The sequence below is a fragment of the Mesorhizobium sp. YC-39 genome, assembly GCF_025753795.1.
In the GTDB taxonomy this organism is placed as follows: domain Bacteria; phylum Pseudomonadota; class Alphaproteobacteria; order Rhizobiales; family Rhizobiaceae; genus Mesorhizobium.
Map to the genome: position 1 here is coordinate 1889812 of NZ_JAOWPS010000001.1, position 19079 is coordinate 1908890.

16 protein-coding genes and 1 riboswitch are annotated in these 19079 nt (G+C 63.4%); of the genes, 4 read left to right on the forward strand and 12 right to left on the reverse strand.

Annotation, left to right across the window (positions count from 1 at the left end; all coding sequences use genetic code 11):
- Positions 1–20 precede the first annotated feature (20 nt).
- The 3 genes from OHD62_RS08865 to oiaX all read right to left on the reverse strand — a co-directional run bounded on the left by OHD62_RS08865 (position 21) and on the right by oiaX (position 3408).
- A complete protein-coding gene (locus tag OHD62_RS08865) occupies positions 21–494 on the reverse strand; it encodes a 6,7-dimethyl-8-ribityllumazine synthase (protein WP_263782128.1) in 474 nt (157 codons plus the stop codon).
- Between the two features lie 76 nt (positions 495–570).
- Positions 571–786: riboswitch (FMN riboswitch) on the reverse strand.
- 32 nt (positions 787–818) lie between these two features.
- Complete coding sequence (locus OHD62_RS08870; protein ID WP_263782129.1) at positions 819–2153, reverse strand: four-carbon acid sugar kinase family protein; 1335 nt, start codon at positions 2151–2153, stop codon at positions 819–821.
- A 4-nt stretch (positions 2154–2157) separates the two neighbouring features.
- A complete protein-coding gene (gene oiaX, locus OHD62_RS08875) occupies positions 2158–3408 on the reverse strand; it encodes a 3-oxo-isoapionate-4-phosphate decarboxylase OiaX (RefSeq protein ID WP_263782130.1) in 1251 nt (416 codons plus the stop codon).
- A 165-nt stretch (positions 3409–3573) separates the two neighbouring features.
- On the opposite strand from oiaX, the gene OHD62_RS08880 reads away from it, so the two are divergent.
- Positions 3574–4287 carry a transcriptional regulator NanR gene (locus OHD62_RS08880; RefSeq protein WP_263782132.1) on the forward strand — a complete coding sequence of 238 codons (714 nt, stop codon included), beginning with the start codon at positions 3574–3576 and terminating at the stop codon, positions 4285–4287.
- 4 nt (positions 4288–4291) lie between these two features.
- Here the strand turns inward: OHD62_RS08880 and OHD62_RS08885 are convergent, their stop codons facing one another.
- From OHD62_RS08885 to mtnK, 9 genes are all read right to left on the reverse strand, one after another.
- A complete protein-coding gene (locus OHD62_RS08885) occupies positions 4292–6130 on the reverse strand; it encodes a hypothetical protein (protein ID WP_263782133.1) in 1839 nt (612 codons plus the stop codon).
- Positions 6127–7161, reverse strand: a complete 1035-nt coding sequence (locus OHD62_RS08890) for a Gfo/Idh/MocA family protein (RefSeq protein ID WP_263782134.1) — start codon at positions 7159–7161, stop codon at positions 6127–6129. Before OHD62_RS08890 ends, OHD62_RS08885 begins: the two co-directional genes overlap by 4 nt.
- 2 nt (positions 7162–7163) lie before the next feature.
- On the reverse strand, positions 7164–8228 hold the full coding sequence (locus OHD62_RS08895) for an ABC transporter permease (RefSeq protein WP_263782135.1): 1065 nt from the start codon (positions 8226–8228) through the stop codon (positions 7164–7166).
- On the reverse strand, positions 8221–9774 hold the full coding sequence (locus tag OHD62_RS08900) for a sugar ABC transporter ATP-binding protein (protein ID WP_412177361.1): 1554 nt from the start codon (positions 9772–9774) through the stop codon (positions 8221–8223). Before OHD62_RS08900 ends, OHD62_RS08895 begins: the two co-directional genes overlap by 8 nt.
- A 14-nt stretch (positions 9775–9788) precedes the next feature.
- Positions 9789–10448 (reverse strand): DUF2291 family protein, encoded by a 660-nt coding sequence (locus OHD62_RS08905; protein ID WP_263782137.1) that lies wholly within the window; start codon positions 10446–10448, stop codon positions 9789–9791.
- 96 nt (positions 10449–10544) lie between these two features.
- Positions 10545–11486, reverse strand: coding sequence for a D-ribose ABC transporter substrate-binding protein (locus OHD62_RS08910; RefSeq protein ID WP_263782139.1), 942 nt, complete (start codon positions 11484–11486; stop codon positions 10545–10547).
- Positions 11487–11772: 286 nt separating this feature from the next.
- On the reverse strand, positions 11773–12600 hold the full coding sequence (locus OHD62_RS08915) for a phosphogluconate dehydrogenase C-terminal domain-containing protein (protein ID WP_263782140.1): 828 nt from the start codon (positions 12598–12600) through the stop codon (positions 11773–11775).
- A 279-nt stretch (positions 12601–12879) separates the two neighbouring features.
- Positions 12880–13974, reverse strand: coding sequence for an S-methyl-5-thioribose-1-phosphate isomerase (mtnA, locus tag OHD62_RS08920; RefSeq protein WP_263782141.1), 1095 nt, complete (start codon positions 13972–13974; stop codon positions 12880–12882).
- Positions 13971–15245, reverse strand: a complete 1275-nt coding sequence (mtnK, locus tag OHD62_RS08925; protein WP_263782142.1) for an S-methyl-5-thioribose kinase — start codon at positions 15243–15245, stop codon at positions 13971–13973. Before mtnK ends, mtnA begins: the two co-directional genes overlap by 4 nt.
- Before the next feature lie 136 nt (positions 15246–15381).
- Between mtnK and OHD62_RS08930 the strand changes: the two genes are divergently transcribed.
- The 3 genes from OHD62_RS08930 to OHD62_RS08940 all read left to right on the forward strand — a co-directional run bounded on the left by OHD62_RS08930 (position 15382) and on the right by OHD62_RS08940 (position 19067).
- Entirely contained in the window at positions 15382–16893 is a 1512-nt protein-coding gene (locus tag OHD62_RS08930; RefSeq protein ID WP_263782143.1) for a sugar ABC transporter ATP-binding protein, read from the forward strand.
- Positions 16894–16972: 79 nt separating this feature from the next.
- A complete protein-coding gene (locus tag OHD62_RS08935) occupies positions 16973–17968 on the forward strand; it encodes an ABC transporter permease (protein ID WP_263782144.1) in 996 nt (331 codons plus the stop codon).
- Between the two features lie 46 nt (positions 17969–18014).
- On the forward strand, positions 18015–19067 hold the full coding sequence (locus OHD62_RS08940; RefSeq protein ID WP_263782145.1) for a substrate-binding domain-containing protein: 1053 nt from the start codon (positions 18015–18017) through the stop codon (positions 19065–19067).
- The last annotated feature ends 12 nt before the right edge of the window (positions 19068–19079 follow it).

Here is a 19079-nt window from a genome sequence, read left to right on the forward strand (position 1 = left end):
GCCACCCGGCTGGGGACATTTCACGCCGCAAGTTTTTCACGCGCGGCCAGGATCTGCACGCAGGCATTGGCTGCTTCCTTTCCCTTCACCGTGAAGTGCTCGAAGAAGAAGCGATGGTGCTCGGCGCTGTCATGATAATTGTGCGGTGTCAGCACCGCCGAAAGCACCGGCACGCCGGTCGACAGCTGCACATTCATCATGCCGTCGATGACGGCGCTCGCCACGAATTCGTGCCGATAGATGCCGCCATTAACGACGAAGGCCGTGCCGAGGATCGCGGCATAGCGCCCGGTTCCGGCCAGCGTCTTGGCATGCAGCGGGATTTCGTAGGCGCCCGGCACGTCGAAGACGTCGACGGCAAAGCGGTTCTCCCCGAGCACGGCAAGCTCCGCCTCGAAGGCTTGCACGCACTGGTCGACGATGTCGGCATGCCAGCGCGCGCGAACAACGGCGACGCGGAGAGTTTCATAGTTTTTGTGGGAATGCTGATTCATGGGTCCATCCTTCCGTTTCGAACCAGAATCAGGACGCACGATACGGAATCCGGCCCGTCGAGACGGTCCGTCTTTCGCTCGTTCTCTTCCATCCGGACTTTAACCGTCGGCTCCGGAATCACACCGGATCTGCTGACCTTCTCACTAGAGCGCCACGCGTCCTTTTGGACGCGTAAAGGACGCTCTAGCACTTAAGAATCCACGCATTGATGCGTGGACTGAGAAGCGCTCGCGGGCTTGGATCGAGACCCTTACCGCCGGTGGGGACTTTCACCCCGCCCTGAGAACATTAACGGCGTTGTATGGAAGGGCAGGGCGCTGCTGTCAACCGCCGAGGCCGTCGCGGATGGCCGAGAAATAGCGGTCGGTTCCGACCTGCCCGCCCTTCAGCGCGACCTCCAGCCCGTCGATCGCCTTGATGCGAGAATACGCGACGCACAGCGGCGAGCCCGGCGATGCCGGCAGCGGCATCCTGACCGTCAGCGCATCGACGCCCAGCTGGCCGAGCGCGTGGCTCGACGTATCGCCGCCGGCGATGACCACGCGCTTCAAGCTCTGTTCGATCGTCAGTTCGCGCAGCAGCGCGCCGAGGCCGCGGCCAAGCTTGTGGCGCGCGCCTTCCTGCTGGTCGATCTCGCCGCCTCGGTCGGCGGTCGGGCCAAGCGCCGTATAGAGGACGACGCTGCGCCCGGCCTGCAGGCTGGCGCGGCCGCTTGCTGCCGCGAGCGCGATCGCCTGTTCGGAAGTCTCGGAGACCAGTTCGACCGGATCGACCTCGATGCCGTCGAAACCATCGGTCAGGGCATGGCGGATCTGTCTTTCGGTGGTCGGCGAACAACTGCCCGACACCACCGCGATGCGATCGGCGGCGCCCGGTGGTGAGAATCCTGATCCGGTGCTCACGGTCTCATTCGACGCCCATTCGGCGAGCAATGCATACTCGATCCCGGACGATCCGACGACGAAGGAGCCGCCAGCCCTGCGGGCGCGCCAGATCTCCTTGCCGGCCAGTGCCTGGGTCTCCCGGCTGTCGACGTCGACAAGCACGATGGCCGCGCCATTCTCGACCAGGCGATCAAACGCCTGCGATCGCGAGGCGGACTGCAGCGTCGCCAGATCAAGCAATCCCGAGGCGAGCCCGGTCTGCCGCGACAGATGCACCAAAAGGTCGGATTCATCCATCGGCGTCGTCGGGTGGCGGCTCATCACCGGATGGCGGTCGATGCGGAAATATTGGTCGCGATAGGCGGCGAAGAGATGGCCGAAGGCGGTGTAGCGCTTGAGCTGTGGTGCGCCGACCAGCAGCGGCACGCTGTCCTGCCTGAAGACCTCGCGGCCGATCTCGATCGCCCGTCCGATGCTGCCGATCGTCGGGCTGGAATCGAAGGTCGAGCAGACCTTGTAGTGGCAGATTTCGGCGTTGAGCGTCTTCAGCCAGCCGAAGGCATGCTTGAGATGCGTGTCCATCCATTGCGGCGTCTCGCTGCGGCTGGTGCCGGCCAGACCCACGGCGCGGCAATGCGCGAACCGCGCAAGCTGCGCCTCGTCCGGCTGACGCATGAACAGCACGGTCGGCACACCGCCGAGCTCCAGCGCCTCCATCACATCGGTCGAGCCGGTGAGGTCGTCGCCATAATAGCTGAGCAGCAGGTTTTGCATGGTGTCAGGCCGCCTTGCTGTCGCCGAACTTCTCGATCGAGCGTGCCAGCTCGACATGGCTCTTGGAGAAATCCTCGAGCGGGATGTCCTCGACCGCCGCCTGCCAGGCCTGCTGCACGGCGCGCACACCGGCACCCGGCCCGTCCGGATGGCTGACGATGCCGCCGCCGCAGAGATAGAGCAGATCGACCGTCCGACCGGTTCTCTGATAGGTTTCCGGCGCCTGTCCGCCCCACTGGCCCGACCCCGCCACTGGCAGGGCGCAATCTGTCGGCGAGAACAGCGGCGTCGTCACCGCCTCGAAGGAGCGGACGAAGGAGTCGTCCGGCTCCCAGTATTTCGAGGCGATGCCGTTGATCTGGAACTGGTCGACGCCGAGCAGCCGCCAGAATTGCTGCCAGACCTTGAAATCCATGCCGAGGCCGGGGTGGCGGGTCAGGATATCCCAGCCGTTGCGATGGGCGTGCAGCACCAGGCTGGAGCGCTTCCTCAGGAACGCCATGCCGCCGAACCCGATCGAATTGATGTTGACCACAGCGCAATTGCCGCCGGCCTTTGCCACCAGATCATGGTTGCGCATCATCTCGTCCGGATCGGCATGCGAGATGCCGAAGGCATACATCACCTTCTTGCCGGTCTTCTGCTCGTGGTTGAGGATCAGCGGCATGATCGCCTTCACCCGCTCCCCCAGTGGCGAATAGGCCGGGCTCATTAGCTTCTCGTCGTCCTTGATGAAATCGACGCCGGCGGCGATCAGCTCGCCCACCATCTCGGCCGTCTCATGCGGCCTCAGACCCAGCGCCGGCTTGACGATGGTGCCGATGATCGGACGGCCCGCGACACCGGTCAGCCTGCGGCTGCCGGCAACGCCGAACTGCGGGCCGGGATGCGCGCCGCGATATTCGTCAGGCAGCTTCATGTCGACGATGCGGATGCCGGACAGGCCCCTGATCGAATAGGTGCCGCCGATGGCAATCGTCATCAGCGCCGAAAGGTCGGTGCCGATGGCATCGAAGGGAAAGGCGATGTCGACATCGGCGCGCTTGAACGGGCCGGGGCCGGCCTCGGGAATGGATGGCTGCTCGGCCTCGGGCAGGTGCCGGATCGCCAGCACGCGCGCCGCCACGCGTGCCTTGAGTTCCTCGGTCTCGCCCGGCAGCGCGACGAAGGTGCCGGTCGACTGGTCACTGGCGATCTTGGCCGCTAGCGCCTCGATGCTGCCTGAGGTCTCGATGCGATAGGTGAGGGTGATCATGATCCGTCGTCTCAGGTCGTGAGGAGTTCGAAAAAGGTTCCCTGATCTTCGAAATCTGGTATAATGAGTACATAAGTATTGCAAGCGATATCCTGCCCGGCGGGCATTCCGGGAACCATGGCGGCAATGCTAAATAGACACCGGTCAAAGGAGTGATTCGCGACGATGAACCGTTCGGAGCCGATCGTCCGGCGCAAGCTTTCCGACGAAGTCTTTGTCAGGCTGAAGCGCCTGATCACCAGTGGCGAATTGCAGCCGGGCGACGACATGCCGTCGGAGCGCGAGCTGATGGAGCGTTTCGAGGTAGGTCGGCCGGCAATCCGCGAGGCGATGCAGGCGCTGAGCAATATGGGGCTGGTGGCGATCTCGCACGGCGAGCGCGCCAAGGTGCTGCAATTGACTGCCAAGTCGATCATCAAGCAGGTCGACGGCGCGGCCAAGATCATCCTGTCGTCGTCGAAGGACACGCTGGAGCACCTCAAAAGCGCGCGCATCTTCTTCGAGCGCGGCATGGTCAAGGAGGCCGCCGAAAAGGCCACGGCAGAGGATGTGCAGCGGCTCAAGTTCACGGTCGCAGAACAGCACAGCGCGCGGGGGGATTCCGAGGCCTTCATCTCCGCCGACATGAAATTCCACACCCAGATCGCTGCCATTTCAGGCAACCCGATCTATGTCGCCGTCAGCGAGGCGATGCTGGGCTGGCTGAAGGAATATCACACCGAAATGCTGATCTGGACCGGCAAGGAAAAGTTTACGCTGACCGAGCACGAAGAGATCATCGACCGCATCGAGAAGAGGGATGCGGACGGTGCCGAGAAGGCGATGATCAAGCACCTCGAACGCTCCCGCGCGCTCTATGTCATGAATGCCGACAAGTGACGGTTCAACCGATCCGGGCGATCGCGTAAGGCGCCATCACAAGCTGGTCCTGGCCAAGCACGGAAACATCGACCCGCACCTCGTCCGCTGTCAGGTTCGCCAGCCACGCGATGGTCTCGCCTGAAGCAGAGCGCCCGGCCAGCGCCAGCACCTTGGTCTCATCGCTCGTGCTTGTCGCCACATGCGCAAGGCCGGCCAGGTCGCATAGCCCCTTGATAGCCCCGAAGATCGGCCGGGGTTGGCCTTCCGCGACCGGTTCGCCCGACGCTGCCAGCACGCCGAACGGCCCAGTGAAGGCGGACAGCGTGAGCTGTTCCAGTCCGGCCGGCGCCACGCGCGCGGCGTAGCCGATCGTCCATGCCGCCGCGAATTGGCCGGCATGGCGCGGATCGCGATCAGCCATGGCTATGCGCTGTCCTCCGGGATTATCCTTGGTCGCGCCGCCATAGGGGTTCTGCCGCATGGCAATCGTCGACGGGCCAATGCGGTAGGGTTTCGTCCCGAAGATCGCCCGCGCCGATTGGGTGATGAATGGCAGCGCCTCCAGCGACTGCATGACGCTGAGATCGTCGGCGGCGTGCACGATCGGGCAGGTACAGTGGGTGATGAAGTCGAGCTGGCCAGCCGGGACGCGCTTGCGGTTCAGCTCGGTGAAATAGCTGAACATGCCGCCGCCGAGACGGATATCGGGGAAGGCGCGCCGCGCCGCGGCATAGACGTCTTCGAGTGGCGGACACTCGGGCCAGGCGCTGCCCGGTGGCGTCGACTGCCGGTCGACCGAAGGCGAGACAGCGATGGCCGAAAGCCTCAGTTCGGCCTGGCGCGCCATGCCGGCGACATCGGAGAGTTCCGCATCGAGATCGCCAGTGCAGGCAACGACGCATTCGAGCGTTGTCCCGGCCGGGTGGGCGGCGGCAAGCCGCGCAAAGGATTGCAAGGCGGCGAGCCCGTGGCCGCGTGTCGGGTCGTAGTGGAAGATCAGCTGCTGCGGGCCGAGTTCGGACAGCGTTGGCAGGTTGGCAAGCGCTGTCTCGACCTCATCGGGATAGATGATCACGCCGATATCCGGCAGCCTCACGCCGGTCTCGCCAAGAGTGACGCGGACCGGCGCGGCGGCCGCCGAGGCGGGCGGGGCGCTATCGCCACCGGTGATGCGCAGGCTGACCGTCTGCTTGTTGGCTTGTCCGGCAGGCAGCACATAAGGCCATGGCAGCGCCAGCGGCCGGACATAGGTCTTGTAGGACGCGTCCGACCAGTTGCGCTGGTCCTCCATCTCGAAAGTGTCGCCCTCCATCCGGCATTCGGCGGCCACACCTGGCCGGACTTCATGGGTGATGGCGCGCAAATCCTTGAAAGGCTGCCAGGGGTCGATCAGCTCGGGAAGTTTGGTCGCCACCGCGCTGCCGTCGGTATGCTCGACCGTGACCGCGCTGCCGGCAAGGCCGGCGATCGGATGCAGGATGCAGAAGCCGCAACGGTTGGTCTCGAAATCGCTTTCGGGCAATGCGCTGACGTCGAACACCAGCGTGCCGTCGGCGGAGCCTTTGATGGCGGCTTGAAAGTCGAGCCTGCTCCCCCCAGGCTCCATACAGCTCGCAGAGTAGCTGACGGAGAAGGCATCGGTGCCCTGGTCGATGACAAGGTCGGTCAGCTCTGGCTCGTAGGTGCCCCAGTCGCGATCGCGCACGATATAGGCGATGGCGCGCAGCACCTCGGTGCCGCCATGGCGGATGGTGCGCAGATTGCCGTTGACGAAGTCGGCGCTGAGCGCACCGGCCTTCAGCCTGACCGGCTCGGCTTCGACGGCGCGCGTGCCATAGAGGAGAAAGGCATCGGCCGTCATCTGAGCAAGCTCTCGAGTTGCACCGGTTCGCGGCTCCCGGCACCGGCATAAGCGGCCTCGACCAGCGCGAATGTCCTGAGATTGTCGGCGCCCGAGGTCGCCGGCTCGATCCCCGTCGCCAGGCAGTCGACCCAATGCTGTTGAATGGCGACGACGCTTTCCTGGATGTTGTGCCAGGGACGCGAAGCCCAGGGCAGCAATGGCGGCGAGACGTCGCGGACCACTGTGCCGCTCTTGCCGGTGACGGTGAGCCGGTAGTCCTGCGCCAGCCGGATCGTGCCCTCGCTGCCATCGATTTCGATCAGTGTCTCCGGGAACGGCTCGCTGGCGAGCCTGGTCGCATAGCTGCAGTCGACCACCGAGGTGGCACCGCTGACATGGTCCATCAGCATGGTCGCGACATCCTCTCCGGCGATAGCGGGATTGATGCGCGCTGTCCGCGTGGTGATGGTTGAGACGTCGCCGAGCAGAAAACGGGCGATGTCGAGGATGTGGATGCCGAGATCCTCGATGATGAAGCGCTTGCCCGTCGCCAGATAGGGCTGGCCGGAGAACACATCATAAGCCGAGCGGAAGGAGATGCGGCCGAAGAACGGCGTGCCGACCTCGCCGCTGTCGAGTACGGCGCGCACCGCCTGGATCGGTGATTGCCAGCGAAAATTCTCGTGCACCATCAGTGGCACGCCGGCGTCAGCGCAGGCTTTCACCATGGCCTTGGCATCGGCGAGCGTCGGCGCGAACGGTTTCTGGCAAATTGCCGGTACGCGATGCCGAGCCGCCATCTCGACCAGCGGCCGATGGCTCGGCGCGGTGGTGGCGATGTCGACGAAATCGAGCGTCTCGCCAGCGAACATTTCCGTCGCGTCGGCGTAGCGCTTCGCAATGCCGAACTGGTCCCCAACGATCTTCAGCCGCTCCGGGTCGCGGTCACAGATGGCGACGATCGAGGCACCAGTGATGTCGCGCCAGCCATGCATCTGGTTGACGGCGAAGAAACCGCAACCGATCAGCGCTCCCCGCAGCTCCGCCATGCTCAGCCTGCCTTTGCCATCTGCATCAATGTTACACGGCTTTGCAGCCGGCGCTGCGCCTGGTCGACGACGACGGCGACGATAATCACGAGCCCCTTGATCACCATCTGCCAGAACGAGCTCACCCCCATCATCACCAGCCCGTCGGAAAGGATGCCGATGACGAAGGCGCCGACAATGGTGCCGCCGATCGTGCCGCGCCCGCCCGACATCGAAGTGCCGCCGAGCACCGCCGCGGCGATGGCGTTGAGCTCGAAACTTTCGCCGGTTGCCGGATGCGAGGCCATCAGTTCGGACGAGATGATCAGGCCGACGATGGCCGCGCAGAAACCGGAGAACATGTAGACGAACATCTTCACCATGTTGACCCTGACGCCCGAAATCCGCGCCGCCCGTTCGTTGCCGCCGACGGCAAAGATGTGGCGTCCGAGCGGCGTGTATTTGGCGAGATAGGCCGCCCCAAGCGCCACGACGAGCAGGATCCACAGCGCGACCGGCAGGCCGAGCAGCCGGCCGGCGCCTAGGAAGCCGAAGCCGGTGGTGCCGAGTTCGGCCTTGCCGACGAGGTTGGGGAATGTGCGGCCATCCGACGACAGCAGCGCCAGGCCGCGCGCGACATAGAGCACACCGAGCGTGGCGATGAATGGCGCCACATTCAGCCTGGTGATCAGCAATCCATTGACGGCGCCGATCAATATGCCGACCGCCAGCGTGATCAATGCGATCTCGAAGACGTTGAAATAGATCGTATAGCCGAATTGCAGGTCGATGCCGTTGAGCACGAGGTAGCCGGCCACCATGCCGCACAGTCCAACGATCGAGCCGACCGAAAGATCGATGCCGCCGGTGACGATGACGAAGGTCATGCCCATCGCCAGGAAGGCGTTCAGCGCCACGTGCTTCGACATCAGGATCAGGTTTGCGGTCGACAGGAAATTGGGCGCCGCGATCGAGAAGAACACCAGCACGGCAATCAGCGCAATGAAGGTCCTTGCCTTCATCAGCGTCAGCAGCACCGAGCCGCTGGAAGCGGAGGAGACAGCCGCCTTGGCCGGGATGTCAGTCATGGGCCTTGTTCTCCGTATGCGCGACCGGTCCGTGGCCGAGCGCCGAGGCGGCGACGATCGCCGCTTCCGTCGCTTCGGCGCGATCGAACATGCCGGTCAGTTTTCCATTGCTCATCACGGCGATCCGGTCGGACAGCGCCATCACCTCGTCGAGATCGGAGGTGGCGAAAAGGATGCCAAGCCCGTCTCGCGAAAGCTTGCGCATGGTGCGGAAGACGTCGGCCTTGGCGCCGACATCGATGCCGCGGCTGGGCTCGTCCATCAAAAGCACCTTCGGTCCGGTGAGCAACGCCTTGCCGATCACCACCTTCTGCTGGTTGCCGCCGGACAGCGATGACACCTCCTGCATCGGGTCGGCGACCTTGATTGCCAACTCCCGCACCATCTGCACCACCGCCTGCCTTTCTGCCGCTCCGCGAATGTGGAACAGCCGGACAAAGCGCGACAGGCTGGCCAGCGTCAGATTGCTGGCGACGGACAGGATCGACACCAGCCCTTCGCGCTGGCGGTCTTCTGGGATCAGCGCCAGCCCGCGCCGGATGCGCCGCGTCGTGTCGCGCTCGCGCACGTGTCTGCCGGCGATGAAGATCTCGCCGGTCGCCTGGCCGTGGCGCCCCATGATACAGTCGAACAGCTCGCTGCGCCCTGCGCCCATCAGCCCGTATATGCCGAGGATCTCACCGGCGCGCAGCGACAGCGAGACATGGTCGACGGCAAGCCCGCCGGTCGCGCGCGGCAGGCAGATCGCCTCGGCGCGGAAGATCTCTTCGCCCGGAACATGGCCGTCGGCCTTGGCGAAGTCCTTGGCGTCCGAGCCAATCATCTGTCGCACGATCCATTGCGTGTCGACGTTTTTCATCTCCTCCTGGCCGGTGATGCGGCCGTCGCGCAGCACGGTGATGTAATCGCCGATGCGGATCAGCTCTTCCAGCCGGTGCGAGATGTAGACGATCGCGACACCGCGCGCCTTGAGGTCGGCGATCACCTTGAACAGGATCTCGACTTCGGCCGCGCTCAGCGCCGAGGTCGGCTCATCCATGATCAGGATGCGCGCATCGAGCGAAACCGCCTTGGCGATCTCGACCAGCTGCTGCTGGCCGATGCGCAGATCCTCGACCAGCATGTCCGGACGTATGCCGGCTTGCAGCCGCTCCAGGAATTCCGCCGCGCGGCGCTCCTGCGCCTTGCGGTCGATCTTGCGGAAGCGGTTGGTGATCTCGCGAGTGGCGAAGATGTTCTCGGCGACGCTCATATTGCCGAACAGGTTCAGCTCCTGGAACACCATGCCGATGCCGCGGTTCACCGCGTCTCCGGACGATGCGAACGAAACCTCTTCGCCCTCGAGCAGGATGCGTCCGGCCGTCGGCTGCTCGACGCCGGCGATGATCTTCATCAGCGTCGACTTGCCGGCGCCATTCTCGCCGACCAGCACGTTGACCGCGCCCTTGCGCACCTCGAAATTGGCGCGCTTGACCGCGACGGTGCCCGAATAGACCTTCGAAACGTCTTCCAGCTTCAGGATGACGTCATGACCGGTCGCCCCCATCTCTCGCTCAGAAGTCATGGCTTCGGCCCGATCTCTGCCTCCGCCGGGGTCACCAGCGGCAGGTCCTGGCCGCTGCCCGGCGTGTAGGCGCCGAGCACTTTGGCGGTCCGTCCTTCCAACGTCTCGCGCGGCAACTTGGACAGCACGGTCTTGTCGACATAGATGTTGAACGACTTGCCGAACTGGGCGAAGTCGATCTGGTTGGTGAAGTCGTTGAACTGGATGAAGTCGAGGCTGTCGCGCAGTGCGGTGCCGCGCACCGCCGGTCCGATCTGCACCCGCGCATCCGCCTTGCCGTCACCATCGGCATCGATGTCGATGGTCGCGGCGCGTGACTGGGTGTTGGCGGCGACGATCTTGCCCTCCAGGCGAACCGCGAAGGTCCACGGCGAATTCGCCTGTTTCTTCGGATTGCCATATTTGGCGCCGGCGGCGGCCGGATCGGTTTTCGCCAGGGCGTGGACCTCGGCAAACGGCCCGGCCTTCTGCTGCAAATAGGGGATGACCTTCGCCGCCCAGATCTCCTCGACCATCTTGTCGGGGTTGAAGGCCGGTGCATTGCCACCGTTTTCCGCTGACGGTGTCGGCAGAATCTTGCAGGCGGTCAGGCTGAGGCCGACACTCATGGCAAGGATCGGCACGGCAAGGATCGGCCAAGTCAACTTGTTCAACATGTCGGCTTGTTCATCATGGCGGTCAGCAGTACCCAAAGAAAATGAAGGCAAGGGACGAGCCTGAGGGCCCGTCCCTTGCTATTGATGCCAGCCGGCTCAGTTGGTGAGCGCGAAAGTCTCCAGCTTGGCGGCATTGTCGCCATTGACCAGGACGCAGTCCATCAACTGCTTTTCCTCGGCGGGAGACTTCTTGTTCTTGATGAAGTCGTTGGCCTGTTCGACCGCCATCTGCGCCTGCGCATAGGCCGGCTGCAGGACGGTCGCCTTGATGCCGCCGGAGGTGATGGAATCGCGCACGTCATTCGATCCGTCGAAGCCGACGACGATGACGTCCTTGCGGTTCGCCGCCGCCAATGCCGCATAGGCGCCCATCGCCATCGTGTCGTTGCCGGAGATGACGCCCTTGATGTCGGGATTGGCCTGGAGGATCGATTCCATCTTGGAATAGGCTTCGGTCTGGCTCCAGTTGGCCGATTGCTGCGCCACCATTTTCAGGTCCGGATAATCGTCGATCACGTCGTGATAGCCCTTCGAGCGGATGCCGGCATTGGTGTCGGATTCCTTGCCGACCAATTCGACATAATTGCCCTTCTCGCCCATCAGCTTGACGAATTCCTGCGCGCCGAGCTGGGCGCCCTGGTAGTTGTTGGAGACGATCTGCGCGATGGCGACGCCGGTGGCGTTGATCTCGCGGTCGATCAGGAAGGAAGGAACGCCGGCGTCCTTGGCCTTCTGCACCGCGGCAACGGTGGCGTCGGCGCCGGCATTGTCGAGAATGATGGCCTTGGCACCGCGGCCGATCGCCGTGTCGATCAGTTCGGACTGCTTGTTGGCGTCGTCATCATGGACGAGCACCAGCGCCTCGTAGCCGAGTTCCTTGGCCTTGGCTTCGGCGCCGACGGCTTCCGCCTTGAAGAACGGATTGTCGTGCGAAGGCGTGATGATGGCGATGAGATCCGCCGCATAGGCGGGTGCGGCTGTGCCAAGCGCCAGCATGCCGGCAAAAGCCGCAAGTGTCATTCTGCGAGTGAGTTTCATGAAGTCCTCCCGTTTGAAAAACTGTCCCTTGATCAACCCAAGGCTGCTGTCTGCATTCAATTTCGTCAGAAGGCACGGCACGGATGGCCAAAGTTCGGAAGCCATTTGCCGGCTTCATCTCAACGGAACGTCGCTCCCCAGCCGTCCTCCACCCTTCAGGCCTGAATTTGTTGCGAAGCCGGACTGGTCCGAGCCACCAAATAGCTAAGCCAACTGGTATGATGAGTCAATGACAATTTCAGATGACATGTACCTGATAAGCCGTTCTACGTCGGAATTGGCAGCCTCAGGTGATGCGCTGAATGCTCGCCGCGATCTCTTCCGGCTCGAACACCCGCTTCCAGTCGTCGCGCATCAGCACCGGCTTGCCGAACTCGATGGCTTTGTTGCAGGCGTCGGAAAACACGCCCTTGGTCTCGCCGAAGATGACGGCGCCGAGCACGTTCATATGGCCGAGCAGGAAGTCGAGCGCGGCTTGCTTCTCGACGCCGCGCGCCACGACCTCGTCGACGGCTTCCTTCATGACGACGAGCAGCGAGGCGCAAACGGTTTCCGAAAGGCCCGGCTCCAGCAACGCCATCTGTTCGACCGTCACACGATGCGACCGCATGACCGGGGCCCAGATGATCTTGGCGATCGCTTCGCCCTTGGCGTAGTCTTCTTCCGGCCCCTGCATCAGCGCACTGACCATGTGCTGCTTGGCCTTGACGCCGCCGAAATAGTCCTTCTTGGCCGCCATGTCGGTTTCATCGTTGAAGATCGGCGGATGACAGGGATGGGTGACGAAATAGGTCAGGTCCGGCCGCTTCGGCAAATGGCCGGCGAAAGGGGCGGCGGCATCGAGCACCACCACCATTGTTCCCGGCGCAAGCTTGCTCTCGATGCTGGTTGCTACCTTGCCGATATGCGTGTCGGGAACGGCCAGGATCACCACATCGGCGCCCTTGAGCGCTTCGTCGGCACTGACCGTGTCGAAACCCAGTCCGCTCTTCAGCCGCTCTCGGCCGGCGTCGCTGACCTCGACATGGCGTACTGTGTAGGGTGAGCCGCGAAAATTGGTCGACAGGCGGTAACCCATTTTGCCGCCGGCACCAAACAGCGCAATCGTTGTCATCTAACCGTTACTCCTGATCTCGAACGATGGCTTTCGCCAATCGTCATCTTGTTAACTGGTATAATCAGATTACCAAGATTTGGCAATTGCGTAGTAGGGACGTTGACTCAGTCCGTGGGCGAGCGACTTAACTACACGGCAGAAACCCTGCTGATGGCGTTGCTTAGGTCATTGGAGGGTGACGGCACCGAATGCCTGGCGCGCCCAACTGCAATCTCGGTCTGGGCGCCTACAGGCCGAAGGTCTTCGAGGGCCAGGGAAGGGCTTGACGGCGTTCTATCAGCCGCGTTCGGGAAACATCGCCTTCAGGCCTTCGCGCGATGCCTTGGCGACACCGCGTTCGGTGATCAGGCCGGTCACCAGCCGCGCCGGGGTCACGTCGAAGGCCGGGTTAGCCGCCGGCGTCGCCTCGGGCGACACCCGGACCTGGGCGATCTCGCCGGAAGCGGTCTTGCCCCAGACCAGCGAAACCTCGTCGGGCGAGCGCTGCTCGATCGGGATTTCGGCAAGCCCGTCGCCCACCGTCCAGTCGATGGTCGGCGAGGGCAGCGCGACATAGAACGGCACGTCATTGTCGGCGGCGGCGAGCGCCTTGAGATAGGTGCCGATCTTGTTGCAGACATCGCCGTCGGCTGTGGTGCGGTCGGTGCCGACAATGACCATGTCGATCTCGCCGCGCTGCATCAGATGGCCGCCGGCATTGTCGACGATCAGCGTGTGCGGCACGCCGTGCCCGGCCATTTCCCACGCGGTCAACTGGGCGCCCTGGTTGCGCGGGCGCGTCTCGTCGACATAGACGTGGACCGGAATGCCGGCTTCGGTTGCGAGATAGATCGGCGCCGTGGCGGTGCCATAGTCGACGGTGGCCAGCCAGCCGGCATTGCAATGGGTCAGGATATTGACCGGCTCGCCCTTCTGCTTGCGCGCCGCGATCGCCTTGATGATTTCAAGCCCGTTGGCGCCGATGGCGCGGTTGAGGCCGACATCCTCGTCGGCGATTTCGCCGGCACGCCGGTAGGCGGCTTCGGCGCGCTGTTCGGGCGGCAGCGGCTTGAGAAAGCGCCGCATTTCATCCAGCGCCCAGCGCAGATTGATCGCGGTCGGCCGGGTTTCGTGCAAGGTCTCCCAGACCGCGTCGAGCGCCACGTCCGAGGGGTCGTCGGTCATCTGCATGGCGACGCCGTAAGCCGCGGTGACGCCGATCAGCGGCGCGCCGCGCACCCACATGTCGCGGATCGCCGTGGCGATGCCGGCAACGGTGCCGATCTTTTCGATGCGGAAATCATGCGGCAGCCAGCGCTGGTCGATGATCTCGACCGAGCGCTTGTCGTCACTCAGCCAGATGGTGCGATAGTGGCGATCGCCGACGTTCAAATCCTGCTCTCCTGTTCGATCAGCGCGGCCAGATTGTTGACCTCGTCGATGCTATGGATCTGGCGCCGGTTGACGGCGATGTGGCGGCCGAATTTCAGCGCCTTGGCCTCGCATGTGGCGCGCAAATCCTCGTCGGCAATGGTCTCGAAATCGGCGTTGTGCGCGAGACCCAGGATGCGCCGGTGGATCTCGATACCGGCGAAGCCCAGCAGATCGTCCCAGATCTGATGCAACACATGGTCGAGCGCCTGCTCGGCGCCGAGCCTGTCGCCCTGATCCTCGAACAGGCTCTTCTGGTAGAGCATGCCGGTGCGCTCTGTTCGCCACAGCTGCGAGAACTCGTTGCGGAACACCGACCATGTCTCGTTCGTGACTTGCAGCAGATAGGCGCGCATGGCGTCGCGCTTTTCCTTTTGTTCGTGGCCGCGCTGCGAGAAGAAGGACATCCAGAAATTGGCGAGCAGCATGCCGACGTCGAAAGCCATCGGTCCGTAAAAGGCGAATTCCGGATCGATCATCCTGGTTTCGGTGTCGGTGACCATGATCGAGCCGGAATGCAAATCGCCGTGCAGCAGCGTCTCGGCATTGGCGGCAAACAGATGCTTCAGCCGCTGCGCCTCGACCTTGAGGTCGCGGTCGGCGCGCAGTTCGGCGACCAGGCCGTCAAGCTGCGGCGATGTATGCCGGTTCAACTTGGCGTCGAAATAGGGGTCGGAAAACACCAGGTCCTCAGTGATGCCGCAGAGCTCGACATTGTCGGCGAACAGCGCCAGATCGGCCTTGCGGTCCTTGGTCAGCATCGAGAGATCCGAACCGCGGAACAGCGTGCGGGCCATGAACAGGCCGATGTCCCTGGCGATGTTCGGCAACTGCCGGCCCTCGATCAGCGCGCGCCGCAGGATGATGTGCGGCGGTGCCAGATACTCCATGATGATTAGCGCCTGGCTTTCGTCGAAGTGATAGATGGCTGGCACCGAACCGGGCGCGCGGGCCTCTTGCCGTGTCAGCGCATGATATTCGAAGAAGGAGCGCTTCAAAGGCAGCGGCCAGCTGTCGCCGACCAAGCGGACATAGGGCAGGGCCTGCTTGACGACGGCGGCACCCGTCGCGCCCTCGACGATAAACACCAGGTTCAGATTGCCGTCGCCGACTTCGCGCACCTTCCAGCTTCTGGTGTCCTTGCCGATCCGCGCGCGCAGCGCATCGTTTGTGCCAAGGCGCGTTGAAAGCGTCTCGACCGATAGTGCTTCGAACGGCAATTTCCCAGTCATCGTGATCCTCCCACATATGCGCTTCGAACATAACGGAGGCATGGCGGTTGGGCCAAGCTAGGTAGCACTCTGGCAATTGTCAATCGTGTTGACAATTGCCGGTAGAGCCCATAGCGTCACGGTCAGGGAGGAACGAATGGGCAATGATGCCGTGTTCCGCGTGGACGGCCTGAGGAAATCCTTCGGCCATATCGAGGTGCTTGGCGGCGTCTCGCTCGAATTGCATGCCGGCGAAGTGACGGTGTTGATGGGCGCCAATGGTGCCGGCAAATCCACCCTCGTCAAGATCATCAGCGGCGTCTACGACCATGCCGGCGGCACGATGAATCTCGCCGGTCACGACTTTGCGCCAAGCACGCCGGCGGAGGCGATCCGCGCTGGCGTCGTCACCGTTCACCAGAACATCAATGACGGTGTCGTCGCCGATCTCGACGTTGCCACCAATTTGACGCTGGACCGGCTGAGCGGCAGCAGTGCGCCGTTCCTGTTCAATCCGGGCCGGGTGCGCCGTGAGGCCAAGGCCGTTGCCGACCGCATGGGGCTGGTCATCGACCTCAAGGCCCGCATCAGCGATCTTTCACTGGCCGACCGTCAGATGGTGGCAATTGCGCGTGCCATGGCGCACCAGCCGAAAGTGTTGATCCTCGACGAGCCGACCTCTTCTCTGTCCAGCGCCGAGGCCGACCGGCTGTTCGCGCTGCTCGACCGGCTGCGCGAGCATCAGGTGGCGATCCTCTATATCTCGCACCGCATGTCCGACATCAGGCGGCTTGCCGACCGTATCGTCTCGATGCGCGACGGTGTCATCTCGGGCGCCTTCGACAAGAAGCCACTCGACTATGAAGGCGCGATCAACGCCATGCTCGGCCGCAAGATCCATCTCGACCGTATCGTCGCGAGGAACTCGGCCAAGGCCATCCTGAAGGTCGATGGATTGCGCATTGCGGAAGGCGCCAGGCCATTCTCGCTGACGCTCGGCGACGGCGAGGTCGTTGCCGTTACCGGTCTCGTCGGCGTCGGCAAGACCGCGCTCGCAGAGACGCTGTTTGGCGTGCGCAAGCCGCTCGCCGGCACCATGATGCTGAACGGCAAGCCGTACACACCAGGATCCACGGGCGAGGCGATCGCCGCCGGCGTGTTCCTCGTCGCCAAGGATCGCGGGGAAAATGGCATCGTCGGCGGCTTCAACATCCAGGAAAACATCAGCCTGCCGTTCCACAGGCGGATGTCGCATTTCGGTGTTCTCAAGCGTCGCCTCGAACGCGCCACCGCACGCCGGCAGATCGAGGAGCTGGGCATCGTCTGCCGCTCGGAGAAGGACGAAATGCCCACGCTTTCGGGTGGCAACCAGCAGAAGGTGATGGTCGCCCGCTGGATGGCTCAAGATGCAAAACTGTTCATCCTCGACGAGCCGTTTCAGGGCGTCGACATCTCCGCCAGGCGAGACATCGCAGCCAAGCTCAGGGCAAGCGCCAACGGTCGGGCAACGCTGCTGTTCGTCACCGAACTCGACGAGGCGCTGGAGACGGCCGACCGCATCCTGGTCATGTCGGAGCAGACGATCGTTGGCGAACACCGCAATGCCGACATCGATATGGACCGCCTGCTCGCGGAAGTGGCGGGCGGGCCGCTGCACAGCGCAGCATGAGATCACAAGCCGAGATGTGGAACGGAGACCGCATGAGTTCAGTTTGGGTAGAAATGGCATCAGCGCGCGGGAGCGCTGAATGACGCTGCGCGACCATGCCATTCGCTACGGCTTCATCGTTCTGCTGTTCGGGCTGATCGCCTATTTCGCCATCGCCGCCGATGGTTTTGTCTCGCCGCAGAGCGCCGTCTTCATCTTCCAGTCGGTTGCCATCACCGGCGTGCTGGCGCTTGGCGTCACCGCCACCCTGGTTGTTGGCGGCTTCGACCTGTCGATCGGCTCCGTCGCCACCAGCGCCATGATGGCGGCCGCCTATGTGATGGTGGTGCTGGAGCAGAATGCCGTCGTCGCTGTTGTCGCCTGTCTTTTTATCGGCGCCGCCGTCGGTCTCATCAATGGCTGGCTGATCGTCTATATGCGCGTGCCCGACCTGCTGGCCACCCTTGGCATGATGTTCCTGCTGGTCGGCTTGCAGCGCATCCCGACCGAGGGCCGCTCGATCGCCACCGGTATGACGATGCCCGATGGCTCGGTCGCCAACGGCAAATTCTCTGACGCCTTCCTGGCGCTCGGCCGCCACCGCTTCGATTTCTTCATCCCGAACCTCATTCCGGTATCGGTCGTCGTGCTGCTCGTGCTGGCGGCGCTGATCTGGTTCTTTCTCGAATACACCCGTTTCGGACGCATGATGTATGCGGTCGGCAGCAATGAACGGGCTGCCGAACTCGCCGGCGCGCCTGTCAAGGCATACAAAATCTGGGCCTACATTATTTCAGGAGTTTTTGCCTCGATCGGCGGCATTTTGCTCGCCGCCCGGCTTGGACGCGGCGACATCGCCTCGGGTAATAATCTCTTGCTCGACGCTGTCGCTGCGGCGCTGATCGGCTACGCGGTGCTTGGCGCCGCCAAGCCGAACGCCTTCGGCACAGCCGTCGGCGCGCTGTTCGTCGGCATCTTGCTGCAAGGCCTGACCATGATGAACGCGCCTTACTACACGCAGGATTTCGTCAAGGGCGTGGTGCTCGTGGTCGCTCTTGTCTTCACCTTCGCCCTTTCCGGCAGGGGCAGGAGATAGCTTTCGGCCGGATCCGATTTTGAGTTCAACAGATGGAGGAAACAGCGTGAAGATCACAAGAAGACTTTTGGGCAAGGCGGCACTCGGGCTGGCCGGCGCAACTATGCTGATGCAGTTCCCGGCTCTTGCCGCGGACAAGCCGGCGCCCTTCGACAAGCCGGGCGTCAAGATTGCGCTGGTCCGCTACCTCTCGACCGGCGACTTCTTTCAGGCCTATCTCTCCGGCGTCGAAGCGCAGTCGAAGGCGCTCGGCGTCGATTTGCGCGTGCTCGACAGCCGCCAGGACGCGGCGCTCCAGGCTGACATGGTCGACCAGGCGATCGCGCTCGGCGTTCAGGGCATCATCATCCAGCATGGGCTGACGGAATCGATGAAGGAAGCCGCCCAGCGCGCCGTCGATGCCGGCATCAAGGTCGTCGCCTTCGACGTCAATGTCGAAAACCCGAAGATCCCGCAGATCGAGCAGTCCGATCGCGACCTTGCGCGCCTCGCACTTGAACAGGCGGTCAAGGACAATGGCGAGAGCTGGAAGGCCGGCTATGTCTATGTCGCCGGCATCGCGCCGCTCGACCGCCGCAACGAGACCTGGGTCGACGTCAAGAAGAAGTATGCCGGCATCAACGAAGTCGCCATGTTCGGAACGCTCGACAATCCGATTGCCAATTCGGTTGCCAACCAGGCCCGCTCGGTGCTGTCGGCCCATCCCGACATCAAGGTGATGTTCGCCCCCTATGACGAATTCGCCAAGGGCGTGAAGATCGCCGTCGACGAGGCCGGGCTGAGCAAGGACATCAAGATCTATTCGGCTGACATCTCGACGTCCGACATATCAGCGATGCGCGAGCCCGACAGCGCCTGGGCAGCGACCGCCGCCACCAACCCGGCCGTCGTCGGCCAGGTTTCCGTGCGCGCTCTGGCGCAGTTGCTCGCCGGCGAAGACCCCGGCCGCAGCGTCATCGTGCCGCCGACGCTGATCACCCAGAAGGACCTGGTCGACAAGGACATCAAGAACATGGAAGACCTGTCGGCCAAGCTGCCGCAATTCGCCCATGCCGATGTCGCGATGCCGGCCTGGATGCCGAACCCGAACGCTAAGTAGCTTTCGATCTCA